Source organism: Corynebacterium sp. LaCa54 (assembly GCF_046717495.1).
GTDB classification, from domain to species: domain Bacteria; phylum Actinomycetota; class Actinomycetes; order Mycobacteriales; family Mycobacteriaceae; genus Corynebacterium; species Corynebacterium kefirresidentii.
This window is the reverse complement of record NZ_CP177115.1, coordinates 2,391,630-2,405,026: the sequence shown is the minus strand read 5'-3', so window position 1 is coordinate 2,405,026 and position 13,397 is coordinate 2,391,630. Positions and strand designations below refer to the sequence as shown.

The window sequence follows — 13,397 nt, the reverse complement described above, 5'->3', positions numbered from 1 at the left end:
ACTAGCTGAGCGTGAGCGCCTCCGCGGTGAGAATATCGCGGTAAAACAGCTGCGGCGCGAGGGAGACTGCTTCAGCTAGCTGCGGGAGGGCGCCGTCAAGCGCAGCGGCGAAAGCGGGGTCGGCCAGCTTGCCATTGGCCATGCCGCGCGCCGTGATGGCAAAGACGTAGGAGATAAACGGCATCCAGGCGGAATCGCCGAGCTCCGAATTGCCATCACCAAAGGCATCGAGCGCGAGCAAGGTGTGCAGTACGGACTTATCCACACCTAGCTGCTGCAGCGTTACCCGCAGCTGCATGGCGGTGCTGCGCAGGTTGGAGATGGTGCCCAGGCGGGTGAGCGCGAGGTCGTTGGCAAAGCACTCGCGCAGTGCAGCGATGCGGTGAGCATCGTCGCAGAGCTGATCGCTGGCCGTCGATGGTGTGGGCGCCTCACCCGTGGCGCTCATCAGCAGCATTGGGCGGGTGACATCGTCGACGCCGGTGGATGGCACGCGCGCGAGCGCGGCGGAGCCGTGGGCTTCGATGTAGTCATGGGCGGCGTCGGCAAGCGCGGCCAGCAGTGAGGAAGGCTTTTCGGCCGGCTCCTCGCGGCGGAAATTGCGGGAGACCAAGCCGGTGCGGACAAAGGCGCGCATGCGCTGACCCGGCTCAAAATCCGCCGCCATGAGGGCATCCATGCTGGCACGCGGATCGGCCTCAATGTCCTTGATGATCGCCTCGAAAGTTTCCTTGGCCTTGGGCGCTAGGCGGCGCATAGCCGCGTAGGTGGGCCACATACCCTCGGTGTTTGCGGTTTCACCATCCTGGAAGATGATGAGCGCGCTCGCCGGCGGGTACTGCGGCGCGGCCAAGTCGCTGGCCGGCTCATCCTCGCGGAAGTCCACGATGAGGTGGCCGGCGTCCAGCAGCTCCTCGGGCAGCTCGAAGCCTTCCTCGGTGGGCTCTAGTGGCAGCGGCTCGCCTGCGGGATTGCCCAGTGGCCAAGCCCATGCCAGCAGCTCCACCTCTTCCTCGTGTGGCTGCTCGGGGACGAGGATGCCATCCTCGATGGTGGCGCGGGAGACCAACGGAGCTTTGCGCACGGTGGCGATGGCGGCATAGATGAGGTCGCTGGCCGCCGTGGCTTCATATTCCATAACGCGCCGGTCAAAGCTGCGCTTTTGGTGCGCTGCGCGCTCCTTTTCTGGCAGACCCTCGAGGTACGCCTCATAGGAGAGCGTGGACCACAAGAGATAAAGCTCCAGCGAGGTCTTTTTTGTCAGCGCAGACTTCAGCGCCCGGTTTGGCACGGATAGGCTGGTAGCCGCCTCCGTAGAGCCATTGGCGGTGACGAGGTCCCTGATCTTTTGGTTTTTATCAATAACCACGAACTTCGCTAGTGGCAGAGGCTCCGGCGAGTGGATGGTAAAGAGGGCATCGGCATCGAGCTGATCTGCCAGGATGACTTGTTTATCGAGGTAATCGACTGGTTCGGCCGCGGTGCGCTTGACCCGGGTACGAATCGTCGCCGGTTCCACCTGGAAGGTCAGCTCATAGCCGGCCTCGCTGCCGATGGTCTCCTCGCGCACGCTCTCGTCCTCACCAAAGACGCGCTGGCCATTTTCCATCTGGATGGGCTTGCTCGGCGCAGAGGCCAAGGCGTAGCTAAACGGTGAAAGATTGCCTAGGGCGTCGATGAAGCGGAAGTTAGTGCCGCGCGGGCCCTCGTTTTTGGCGCGCATATGCAGTGTTTCCGCGAAGTTAAGGTACTGGATATCCACCAGTTCCTCATCCTTGTACAAGCTAAAGCGGTAACGACCTACCCAGGGATCTTCGAAGGCATCTGCCGGGAGCACCTCGTGGATGCCCTCCGGTAGCTCATCCTCCAGCACGGCCTCTTCTTCCCCACCGATGGGGACATAGGTCAATTCCATGCTGAGCTCTGTGTTCGCGATGACGCGCGGTGACTGGGTATAGACCAGCTCGCCATCTAGCCCGTGGGCATTGGGCAGCGACTTGACGGCCATATCCCAGGCAAAGTCAGGGCTGCCAGACACCTTGATGGTGGCGGGCTCCTGTTGTGGTGCCTCCACCGTGAAGGATTGGCTCACCTCTAACGGGAAGATGGACCAACCCTCCCAGGCGCCGTGTGGGCGAGCTTCGCCGGCCTTAGCCTTGGTGAATTCCGTGCCAGCAGGGGCGATGCAGGTATATGAGCCTTTAGGCATCGCTGCGGTGGTATCGACCGGACGATGGGTGGAATCCAGCACTAAGCCGCCATTGGCCACGCCGGCGAATTCCAAGGTGTGCTCCTCAAAGGAGACGCTCAGGTGGCTAAAGGGGTGGGGCATGCTGATCCATAGCCCAGGCTCCTCGCCCTCCACGTAGTAGAACTTACGAGTGTCCTCGCTGTCGTCGAGCAGCTGAGCGGACACGGTCCACTGGGGATCCTCTGGCTCATAACCTGCGGTTAAGGCTGGTAGGTACAGCTCCAGAGTGTGGGTAGCTGGGGAGAGGCGCAGGTGCGGAATCCCCTGAAATACCGCTGCGTCTGCAAAAGATGAAAGCTGGCTGCGAAACTTCTCCTGGCTCATTTACCCCAGCCTAGATCATTTTCATGCAGATCTGCATTTTGGCTGCGAGCGGGGGAAATGACCCGAAAGCCGGGGGTGAGTCCAGCGGAGATTTTGGGTGCGCGTGCCCAGCAGGACGCGGAACGGGCAGCGAACTACACCGCACCGGCACGCGGCTATTACACTGTGTGATTATGAATACCCAGAGCGATTCCACCTCGTACCGCTATACCCCGGAGCTGGCGAACCAGATCGAGAAAACCTGGCAGCAGTACTGGAAAGACAATGGCACTTTCAACGCCCCGAACCCGGTAGGCGAGCTCGCCTCCGATGCGGGCGAGCTGCCTAAGGAAAAGCTCAATGTGCAGGATATGTTCCCCTATCCCTCCGGTGCGGGCCTGCACGTGGGACACCCGCTGGGTTATATCGCCACCGATACCTATGCTCGCTATAACCGCATGCTGGGCAAGAACGTGCTGCACACTTTGGGCTACGATGCCTTCGGCCTGCCGGCCGAGCAGTACGCCATCCAGACCGGTACGCACCCACGGACCACCACCGAGGCGAATATTGAAAACATGCGCCGCCAGTTGGGCATGTTGGGACTCGGCCACGATCCGCGCCGCTCCGTAGAATCTACGGATCCGGAGTTTTTCAAGTGGACGCAGTGGATTTTCCTGCAGATTTATAACTCCTGGTTCGATGAGGAGCAGCAAAAGGCTCGCCCCATTGCGGAGCTCATCGAGGAACTAGAGGCCAATAAGCGCACTACCAAGGACGGCCGCTGCTACGAGGACCTCACCGAAGAGGAAAAGGCCGCGGCTATCGATGAATTCCGCTTGGTCTACCTGTCTAATTCCACGGTGAACTGGTGCCCAGGCTTGGGTACCGTGCTGGCAAACGAGGAGGTCACCGCAGAGGGCAAGTCCGAGCGCGGCAACTTCCCCGTATTTCGCAAGAATTTGTCCCAGTGGATGATGCGCATTACCGCCTATTCCGATCGTCTGCTCGATGATCTAGAGCTTTTGGATTGGCCGGAGAAGGTCAAGTCCATGCAGCGCAATTGGATTGGGCGTTCCCGCGGCGCGGAGGTCTCCTTCCCCGCTGAGGGCTATGAGATCGAGGTCTTTACCACTCGACCGGATACGCTTTTCGGCGCCGAGTACGTGGTGCTGGCCCCAGAGCATGAGCTTGTCGATGCCCTCCTCTCCCCCATCCCTTATGACGATGACGTAGACGAGCGTTGGACCTACGGTCACGATGATCCCAAGGAGGCCGTGGAGTCCTACCGCACCGATATTGCCGCCAAGTCTGATCTAGAGCGGCAGGAAAACAAGGAAAAGACCGGCGTCTTCCTGGGTACCTATGCCACCAATCCGGTTTCTGGCAAAAAGGTCCCGATCTTTATCGCCGACTACGTGCTGACCGGCTACGGCACCGGCGCCATCATGGCAGTTCCAGCGCACGATACCCGTGACTACGAGTTTGCCAAGACCTTCGGCCTGCCCATTACGGAGGTTGTTTCTGGCGGCAACTTGGACGAAGAAGCCTGGACCGAGGACGGTGCCCTGGTTAATTCTGCCAATGACAAGGGCCTAGATCTCAACGGTCTGAATAAGGCCGAGGCTATTGCCAAGGCCATTGAATGGCTGGAAAAGGACGGCTCTGGCCGGGAAAAGGTGCAGTATAAGCTGCGGGATTGGCTCTTCGCCCGCCAGCGCTACTGGGGCGAACCCTTCCCCATCGTCTATGACAAAGATGGCTTTGCCCACGCCCTGCCAGAATCCATGCTGCCAGTGGAGCTTCCAGAGGTAGAAGATTATAAGCCGGTTTCTTTTGATCCAGAGGATAAGGATTCCGAACCACAACCCCCGCTAGCTAAGGTGCGCGACTGGGTCGAGGTAGAACTTGATTTGGGTGACGGCCCGCAGACCTACTTCCGCGATACCAACGTAATGCCGCAGTGGGCAGGTTCTTCCTGGTACCAACTGCGCTACATCGATCCCCGCAACGATGAGGCATTCTGCGATATCGAAAACGAGCGTTATTGGACGGGCCCGCGACCGGACCAGCATGGTCCACAGGATCCGGGCGGTGTCGACCTTTATGTCGGCGGTGTCGAGCACGCCGTATTGCACCTGCTTTACTCCCGCTTCTGGCATAAGGTGCTCTTTGACCTGGGATTTGTCAGCTCTCAAGAGCCCTACCGTCGCCTGTACAACCAGGGGTATATCCAGGCCTATGCCTACACCGATTCCCGCGGCGTGTACGTGCCAGCTGCTGAGGTAGAAGAAAAGGACGGCAAGTTCTACTACAACGGAGAAGAGGTCAATCAGGAATACGGCAAGATGGGCAAGTCCCTGAAGAATGCTGTAGCTCCGGACGATATCTGCCGCGACTTTGGTGCCGATACCCTGCGTGTGTATGAAATGTCCATGGGTCCGTTGGACACCTCCCGCCCGTGGGCTACCAAGGACGTCGTCGGCTCCCAGCGCTTCCTGCAGCGCCTGTGGCGCCTTGCCGTCAATGAGGACACCGGAGAGCTGGCCACTACCGACGCCAATTTGAGCGAGGATGATCTCAAGCAGCTGCACCGCACCATCGCGGGCGTGCGCGATGATTATGAGAACCTGCGGCTTAATACCGTGGTGGCCAAGCTCATCGAGTACGTCAACTACCTGACCAAAACCTATCGCACCGAGGCACCGCGCGCCGCCGTGGAACCAATCGCCCAGTTGGTCTCCCCCATCGCCCCGCATATCGCGGAAGAACTGTGGCAGCGCTTTGGCCACGACGAGACCATTACCTATCAGCCCTTCCCCGCCTTTGAGGAAAAGTACCTGGTAGATGATGAAATCGAGGTGCCCGTACAGATCAACGGCAAGGTAAAGGCCCGCATCAACGTAGCTGCCGATGCCGACCAGGAGGCGGTCTTCGAGGTTGTTCTGGCCGATGCCAAGATCGCCGAACTGACTAGTGGAAAGAACGTAGTGAAGAAGATCTACGTGCCGGGCCGCATGGTCAACCTCGTCGTCAAGTAGTTACTCCTCCCAAAACTCCGTGGCACACAGCGCTATGCCGTGTGCCCGGATTCCCTGGCCGACCTCCAGTTTCTCGTTCACAATGAGCGGCAGGCCGTCGAGGTCGCATACCCAAAACTCCCCCATGCCCAGCTCATTGCTGTGCTTGGCGATGCCCCCGATGGTTCCCGCCACCTCTACCTGCGGGTTGAGCATGCTGGGCTTTAAGTTCCTATAAAAGCGCTCGGTAGCAGGAGAATTCAAAGAAAATTCCTCTGGCTCCCCCACCTCGTACCGCAAGGCCACAACCGCCGGCTGGACCTGTCCCTCTAGCTTTTCGCCTCCGACGGGGTTTCCCGCTGGCAGGGCAAAGGGTGCATCCGCCAGTGCTGCGAACCGTAAATCCCCCGTTTCCACAATGCCGATATAGGGAGTTGCGCGATAAATCGTTCCCAGGGCCTGTTCCCCTCCCCGATACGAAGGAACTGCGGCCCACTCCCCTTCGTACTCCATCGCGGTGACCGCCATGTCGGACGGATCTGCGTGAAAAAGGACTCGATCAAATCCAGGTGCATCCCATATTTCGCGGCTCGTGGGTAGCTCTGCGATGAGCTCTTCAATATCCATTAGATCGAAACCACATGTGCTAAATAGCTTATCCATGCTCGCCATTTTAAACACTTCGGTCGCTTCTCCCGAGACGCCGTTTGTTCCAGCGGACGGATCGCTACTAAGACTTTTTGTTTAACTATTTAATTTTTGCGCCAATAACATAACGGATTAAACATTTGCATAACCCCGCCAATAATGTTCCAAAAGCAAAGTAAATATGATTTTGTCCCTAAAGATGTAGGGTCATTAAATTGTTGACGCGCTATACGCCCGCCGTATTAAAGTAGTAGGAGTTGTTGTATCAACTCCCGATCGCCTAACGGGTTGCTAGATCAACTGCGCTGTTTAAGCTGTTAAATAACGGCAATCGAAGGAGGATAGCCATGCGTGTGGAGCAGAGTGCGGCATGGGGAGATTTTGTCACTATGCAAGAGGTGCTGCATGCGCGACTTTCTGCACAGTTGCAGAGAGACTCTAGTCTAAGCGAGGCGGACTATGCGGTCTTGGCGGTGTTGCATCGCCGCCGCAAAATTTATACTCGTCCGCACGAATTGGGGACGGAACTACGATGGGAAAAATCGCGCCTGCATCGACAGCTGGTGCGCATGGAATCACGAAAATTAGTCTCCAGGCGGGAAGCGCCGGAACTTGGGCCTCGAGCCATTGAAGTCACTGTGACGGAAAAGGGAAGTGTCGCCTTCGGTGCGGCAATAGCGCGCCACACCGCCGCAGTTGATGAAATCGTGGTGAGCACCCTTAGTGACGAAGACCTACAAACTTTGGGGGAAATTTCTCGGAAGTTGTTGCGTGGGATTGATGAGCAGGGCGCTGGAGAGTTCGCTTCTGAAGCCTAACCGCGTATGCAAAAGGCACCCGCCATGACGGCGGGTGCCGGGGAATTTTAGCTAGGGCGCGGCCTAGGAAATCTTGAGGACGGTGCGTCCGTGGTGGGTGCCCTCTAGAAGGGACTTGGATTCCTCGACCACGTCCGAAAGTGGAATCGTTGTGGTCAGGGACTCAAGAATGGAACGGTCTAGCTTGCGGGCCAAGAGCTGCCAAGCGTTCTGGCGGTAGTGCAGTGGGGCGTCTACGGAATTGACGCCGGCAAGGTGTACGTTGCGCAGAATGAAAGGCAACACGGTGGTGGGAAGATCAGGGCCAGCGGCCATACCGGTGGAGGCGACGGTGCCGCCCCAAACCGTGCGAGCCAATACATTGGCCAAAACGTGGGAGCCGGAGGTATCGACAGCACCGGCATAGGTTGCCTTCTGCAAGGGTTTTCCGGTCTCGGCGAACTCGGCGCGGTCCACAATGGTGTGGGCACCGAGCTCGTGAAGGTACTGGGAATAGTCATCGGGACGGCCGGTCATGGCGTGGACCTCGTACCCGGCATTGGACAGGAGGTTCACGGCGATGGAGCCGACACCGCCAGTTGCGCCGGTGACCAAAACGGGGCCGTCGGGAAGCCCGCGCAAGGAGTTGACGCACAGTGCAGCGGTATAGCCTGCGGTACCGACAGCGGCTGCCTGCTCAGCGGTGAAGTCTGCGGGGAGCGCGACCGTGGCCTGGGAGTTAACGCGCTGCTTCGGGGTGTAGCCGCCGTGGCGGAATTCGCCAAGGCCATCACCGAAGGAGGCAACCAAGGTGCCTACCGGTAGGCGCTCTACGCTGGACTCGGCAACGGTGCCGACCACGTCGATGCCTGGAACCAAGGGGCTGGTGCGCATGACACCGCGGTCGCCCGCGATTGCCATGGCGTCCTTGTAATTCAGGGAAGAATAAGAAACATCAACGGTAAGGTCACCCTCGCTGAGGAACTCTCCCTCTTCAAAGGAGGTCGTGACGGTTTTATCTTCGTTGCGAGTTACTAGTAGCGTGCTCATGCTCACCATCGTACGTTAAATGTGATGCAGGGATTCGACAGCGAATCTCCCGGGCATTTTTCAGACAGGCTTGTTAACTTGGGCGTTATGACGATGACCACTGGATCCACCCGCACTTCGCACCAGGTAAGGGTGCAAGGCGCGCCTGCCAAGCGCACGTTGTGGCGCAGTGCTGGCGTTGCCTGCGTGGTCGTTGTGGTGGCTATTGCCGTAGCTACAGTGGGCAAGCCGTTTATTGATATTCCCGGCGTGCTCGATGCCTCTGCACATGCCCGCCGCAGCCTGGATCTGCAAATGTTCAACGGCTTTAATAACCCTCATCCGTGGTGGGGACCGTGGACCAATACCTTGGGCAATATAGCGCTCTTTTTCCCACTTGGCGCGTGCTTGGTAGTGATGGGGCAACATTCGCGCCACGTCCGCTTTGGCCGTGGCGGAACCATCGTTCTAGCGATGGCGCTCAGCTTGGGCATCGAAACTACCCAATATGTATTCTCACTAGGCTTCAGCGATGTCGACGATGTGGTTTTCAATACCCTTGGAGCGTCCTTGGGCGCGTTCCTAGTTAGCCGCAAGAGCGCACAGGCGCAGCTGCGAGCCGTCCGCGCTATCGGCTGGACTGCCGCATTGGGCTTGGGGGCTCTCGCCGCTGCGATTGTGGCCGGAGTAATTGTCTAAGTACCCAGGCTGACGCGGTGCCCGAAATTAAACATATCGAGGGAAGAACCCTCTTCGAGGCACTCAAACATACCGGCGGCGTCGGTGGGAACTATGCCGGTGACCTGTGATACCCCGTAGTCCTGAAGGAGAATAGGGGCCAGAGGCGTTGAGGGTCCCAAGACTACATTGAAGGACTCGCGGGAGAGCTCGAGCAGGCGGGGCGCGGTCTTATTAACAAAGGCGGAGCCGGTAATGAAGACATAATCGCACTCGGGCAGTATGTACTCGGCGGCGGAATCGGGGTAGTCGCCCTCATTGAGCGAACGCTCTAGCATATAAAAATCCGCCGCCTGGTTGAGCGCCTTAGGCGCAAAAGGGAAGTGGCCAATTACGGCGACCTTCTTACCCGCGACGGCTTCGCGGAAGGGATCGAAGATTTGGGGCCAGGGGGCGTCGGCAAGCGCAAAGCCATGTTTATCGGCCACGGAAGGCGTGGCGTAATAGGAATTGAGCGCGGCCATGCCGAAGGACGCCTCTGAGAAATTCCAACTCTTGGCCAGCTGTGCGATGGCACGTAAGGGAACGCCGGAGTACTCAGCGCTCATCTGGGCGGGGCGGGAGGTTGCTGACATGGTCATGGCCACGCCGCAGCTAGGACTTTCGGTGTAAACGCGGGTCCACCGCGGGTTTTGGGCAGCGCGGGAGACCACTATGTCACGGGGAATGGCATCGATGAGGTCATCGTAGAGATCCCAGGCGGACATGAATAAACCAGCTTTTCCTTATTGTTTGGCACTGCTTGTGAGGAGGCAGTTTAGTCGAATAGGTGGGGAGCACCCTATAGCTTTAGTCACATATATTCGCAACGGCTTGCGCAGTCTGTTTAGCAAAGGGGCTTACCCCAGTAATGGTGGCGGAGCCGGGTCCGGTCCAGGTGCCGTAGCCTACGAGGAAGAGACCGTCGACGGTGGGGGAGGTACCATCAAGGAGCCCGCGGATAGGCCGGAGGGCAGGCCGGAAGCCGGTACACCAGATGAGGTGGTCTGTGTTGACCTCATCGAGGGATGAAAACATTGGAGTGGCCTGCAAGAGCCCGGAATCCCGCGCCCGCAAGACAGGTGGGACCATCACGATATCGCCCAGGTTCGAATCCGCGCCGGGGTCTGGTTCGCCGCGCAGCATTGCGTTGAGGCGGGCGCGATTGCGCTGAAACAGGACTCGACCATCAACATCATCGGGCATCCACCGCGGGGAGCTGCGGGTGTACCAGGTTGTCTCTACGCCGGAGAGTAGGAGCTCGGCCGCGATTTGGGCACCGGAATTGGCCGCGCCCACGACCGCCACGGTAGATTCGGCAAAGTCCGCGGGGCCTGGATAGAAGGCGGAATGCCATTGCCTTCCGCCAAAGTTGCCGGGGTAGTAGGGGATAAAAGGTGCGGACCACGTGCCCGTTGCCGCTACGACCGTGCGCGAGGTGAGTTTCTCTTCCCCCGCATAAACGTGGAAGTACGCGCCGTCATGGGTCACCTCATCCACTGTGACTGGCCGACGAATGGGCAGTTCATAACGCTGCTCATAGCGTGCAAAATAATCAATAACGTGGCTGGCCGGTGGAAAGCCCTCGTAGTGGGGCATGGGCCATCCCGGCAGGTTGGAGGAGGCCGCATTGCTAAAAAGCGTCAGGGAGGGCCAGGTATGGCGCCAGGCTGCGCCAGGACCGGATTCTGCATCCAGAAGGACAAAATCTAGGCCCTTCTTGCGCAGGTAATAACCCACCGCGAGGCCTGCCTGGCCGGCACCAATGACTATGCAGTCCAGCATCAAATGAGCTTTCTCTCTCGTGCCACGGTCACCGCGGCGGTGCGGGTTTCCACGCCCAACTTTTGGAAAATATGGATGAGGTGGGTCTTGACCGTGGCCTCGGAAATGAACAGCTGCTTGGCTAGCTCCTTATTAGAGGAACCGCTAGATAGCGCCCGGAGGATTTCCAGTTCGCGGGTGGACAGCGATTCTTGCGGTCGGCCCACACGCTGGGCGAGGAGATCCACAACCTCCGGCGCTAGGGTGCGGCGGTGCGCGGCGGTATTGAGCACGGCTTCGTGCAACGCCTGCTCGGGGGAGTCCTTGAGCAGGTAGCCCATCGCGCCGGCTTCCACGGCGGCGAGGATATCGGCCTGCGTGTCATAGGTGGTCAAGATGAGCACGGGCGGGCCGCCGGCGTCTACTACGCGCTTGGTGGCTGCGATGCCATCCACGTCGGGCATCTGGATATCGCAGACTACAGCGTCTACCTGCGGGGCATCTGCAGTAAAAAGCTTATCCACATCCGCGCCGGTGGAGCCCTCCATTACTACCTCGACATCGGAGAAGGTATTGAGGATGGCGCGCAGGCCGGCGCGGACCACTGGGTGATCATCAATCAGCATGACATTAACCATTGCTTCGCTCCTTCAGCGGGATACGGACGGCCAGGGCGGTGCCTTCGCCCGATTCTAGGTTCATAGTGCCGCCCACGCTCTCCACGCGGTTGCGCAGGCCGGTAAGCCCGAAGCCATGATCCTTATTATCCCTGCTAGGGGAGGCGGTTACGCCGCATCCATTATCAACAACGTCCAGGGTGACAGCATCTTCGAAAAGTCCGAGCGTGACCACCGCGCGCGAGGCGTGGGCGTGTTTGATGACGTTATTGAGACCCTCCTGCGCGGCCCGCACAATGACCTTTTTGATTTGGGCAGGCACCTTGCCGCTGCCGGAAACCACCAGCTCAAAGGTGGTATCTTCGCCCAAGGCTTTCACGCGGCTGCGCATCTGGGATAGCAGGGAATTGAGCTGGGTTTCCAGCCGCTCATCGGGGCCGGCGAGCTCCCGGACAAAGCGGCGGGCCTCGGCCAGATTCTCGCTGGCGACTTCCTCGATAATTTCCAGCTGCTCCTCTTTGGTTGCTGGATCAGTGGTGCCGCGGGCCGCACGGGAGAGCAGCAGAATAGAACTAAGACCTTGTGCGACGGTGTCATGAATCTCGCGAGAGAGCCGCTCGCGCTCCTCCAGCCGGCCGGCTTGGTGCTCGCTTGCAGCTAGCTCGGCCTGGGTTTCGCGCAGCTGCCTAGCGATGTCCCTGTGGTGCGCCGCCTCCGCCTGCAGCCGCCGCTGGATGAAAAAGACCGTGGCCGCAAAGGCGGTACCGATAAGCGGTCCTACCACCGCCGCGATGGACCAGCCCTCAGGATGTAGCCAGGCGGGGATGAAAGCGGCAGCCGCCCACAATATGGCGATGGAGACCAGCCCAGGCACGGTGGGCAAGGCGCGCAGAAAGACAAAAATAAGCGGGAACTCCAGCCACATGAAATCCTGCGCATGGACCATCAAGCCCAGCCAGAGGAGGCAAAGTCCACCCAGCCACAGCCACGTGGGCAACCAGCGTTGTGCGGCATACACCACGGCGAGTGCGATGGCTAAGCCAATAACGCGGGCATCGAGCCGGCCGTCCACGTAGGCACGCGCTACGCCGAAGACCAGCAGAAACGCGAACATGGCGTGTAAACCATAGACCCATAATTTCTGTCCTTTAAACACAACCACCCAGGATATCCGCGCAAGGGTGGACAGTGAATCAACCACTTGGTTGACTAGAGGTTCAGCGAGCTGGCCGATTACTTCTGACCTGCATAAAGCGAATATAGAAGTATGTTCCTAGCAATCAGAGAAATCACCACAGCGCGCGGCCGCTTCGCGCTTATCGGCGGCACGGTTGCGCTCATCACCCTTTTGCTGGTGATGCTCTCCGGCCTAACGGAGGGCCTTTCCAAGCAAAATACTTCCGCTTTGGAGTCCCTGGAAAAGGAGTACCCGTATATTTCCTTCTCTACCGAGGACCCCTCCTTCAGCGAGTCCGCGATGCATGCCGGCGATATCGCCAGCGACGGTATTCCCCTCGGCGCGGCGCAGACCAAGCTGGAGGGTCACGGCGGCGTTGCCGTCCTCAGCTTGCCAGCCGGCACCCAGGTTCCGGGCACCGATAAGACCATCCCAGAGCAGGGCGTGCTCCTGCCAGATTCCATCGATGCGGCCGAAACCGTCACCCTAGGCGGCACCGATTTCTCGGTGGAGGGCACTGTTCCGGAGACCATGTACTCCCACTCTGCGGTGGTATGGGCTTCCACCGAGTCTTGGCAGCAGATTAGCCACGCCCCGAAGGGCGTGGTGGGCACCGCCGCACTGTATAAGCAAGAGGTTCCCGGATCCGTCAAGGTGTCCAAGTCCTTCACCGGTCTGGCGGGCTATCAGTCTGAACGCGGCTCGCTGCTTACCATGCAGGGTTTCTTGTACGGCATCTCCGCGCTAGTCACCGTCGCTTTCTTGACCGTATGGACCATTCAGCGCACCCGAGACCTGTCCATTTTGCGCGCGCTCGGCGCCACCGTGCGCTACCTGCTGCGCGATGCCCTGGCGCAAGCCGCCATCATCTTGGCTGCCGGCACCATCCTGGGCGCTGTCGTTGGGTGGGTGCTCGGCGCGCTCGCCTCCGGCACCGTTCCTTTCGATGTCTCTTTGCGCAGCATAGCCGTTCCTGCGGTTGGTATCTGGGTCCTCGGTATGGCCGGCGCCCTCGTCGCTACCCGCCGCGTAGCTAAAGCCAACCCACTCGATGCACTTGGAGGAAACGCTTAA

Annotated in this window: 11 protein-coding genes; 4 read left to right on the top strand and 7 right to left on the bottom strand. The window is 59.3% G+C overall.

Annotation, left to right across the window (positions count from 1 at the left end; genetic code table 11):
* Position 1: 1 nt before the first annotated feature.
* On the bottom strand, positions 2-2,575 hold the full coding sequence (locus ACLI1M_RS11515) for a hypothetical protein (protein WP_248100242.1): 2,574 nt from the start codon (positions 2,573-2,575) through the stop codon (positions 2-4).
* 173 nt (positions 2,576-2,748) lie between these two features.
* On the opposite strand from ACLI1M_RS11515, the gene leuS reads away from it, so the two are divergent.
* Complete coding sequence (leuS, locus tag ACLI1M_RS11510; protein WP_248100240.1) at positions 2,749-5,595, top strand: leucine--tRNA ligase; 2,847 nt, start codon at positions 2,749-2,751, stop codon at positions 5,593-5,595.
* On the opposite strand, the gene ACLI1M_RS11505 is transcribed toward leuS, so the two are convergent.
* Positions 5,596-6,237, bottom strand: a complete 642-nt coding sequence (locus ACLI1M_RS11505; protein WP_248100239.1) for a hypothetical protein — start codon at positions 6,235-6,237, stop codon at positions 5,596-5,598.
* Between the two features lie 332 nt (positions 6,238-6,569).
* On the opposite strand from ACLI1M_RS11505, the gene ACLI1M_RS11500 reads away from it, so the two are divergent.
* Positions 6,570-7,040: a MarR family winged helix-turn-helix transcriptional regulator gene (locus ACLI1M_RS11500; RefSeq protein ID WP_248100237.1), complete on the top strand. Its 471-nt coding sequence runs from the start codon at positions 6,570-6,572 to the stop codon at positions 7,038-7,040.
* Between the two features lie 63 nt (positions 7,041-7,103).
* Here the strand turns inward: ACLI1M_RS11500 and ACLI1M_RS11495 are convergent, their stop codons facing one another.
* Positions 7,104-8,078: an MDR family oxidoreductase gene (locus tag ACLI1M_RS11495; protein WP_248100235.1), complete on the bottom strand. Its 975-nt coding sequence runs from the start codon at positions 8,076-8,078 to the stop codon at positions 7,104-7,106.
* Positions 8,079-8,156: 78 nt separating this feature from the next.
* Here ACLI1M_RS11495 and ACLI1M_RS11490 point away from each other — a divergent pair, with 78 nt between their 5' ends.
* On the top strand, positions 8,157-8,747 hold the full coding sequence (locus ACLI1M_RS11490; RefSeq protein WP_316330829.1) for a VanZ family protein: 591 nt from the start codon (positions 8,157-8,159) through the stop codon (positions 8,745-8,747).
* Here the strand turns inward: ACLI1M_RS11490 and ACLI1M_RS11485 are convergent.
* The 4 genes from ACLI1M_RS11485 to ACLI1M_RS11470 all read right to left on the bottom strand — a co-directional run bounded on the left by ACLI1M_RS11485 (position 8,744) and on the right by ACLI1M_RS11470 (position 12,260).
* Positions 8,744-9,493, bottom strand: coding sequence for a DUF364 domain-containing protein (locus tag ACLI1M_RS11485; RefSeq protein ID WP_248100232.1), 750 nt, complete (start codon positions 9,491-9,493; stop codon positions 8,744-8,746). The genes ACLI1M_RS11490 and ACLI1M_RS11485 overlap by 4 nt on opposite strands.
* 82 nt (positions 9,494-9,575) lie before the next feature.
* A complete protein-coding gene (locus tag ACLI1M_RS11480) occupies positions 9,576-10,550 on the bottom strand; it encodes an NAD(P)-binding domain-containing protein (RefSeq protein WP_239206466.1) in 975 nt (324 codons plus the stop codon).
* Complete coding sequence (locus tag ACLI1M_RS11475; protein ID WP_023020153.1) at positions 10,550-11,167, bottom strand: response regulator; 618 nt, start codon at positions 11,165-11,167, stop codon at positions 10,550-10,552. Before ACLI1M_RS11475 ends, ACLI1M_RS11480 begins: the two co-directional genes overlap by 1 nt.
* Entirely contained in the window at positions 11,160-12,260 is a 1,101-nt protein-coding gene (locus tag ACLI1M_RS11470; RefSeq protein ID WP_248100231.1) for a sensor histidine kinase, read from the bottom strand. The genes ACLI1M_RS11475 and ACLI1M_RS11470 overlap by 8 nt, the downstream gene beginning before the upstream one ends.
* Positions 12,261-12,413: 153 nt before the next feature.
* On the opposite strand from ACLI1M_RS11470, the gene ACLI1M_RS11465 reads away from it, so the two are divergent.
* On the top strand, positions 12,414-13,397 hold the full coding sequence (locus tag ACLI1M_RS11465; RefSeq protein WP_248100230.1) for an ABC transporter permease: 984 nt from the start codon (positions 12,414-12,416) through the stop codon (positions 13,395-13,397).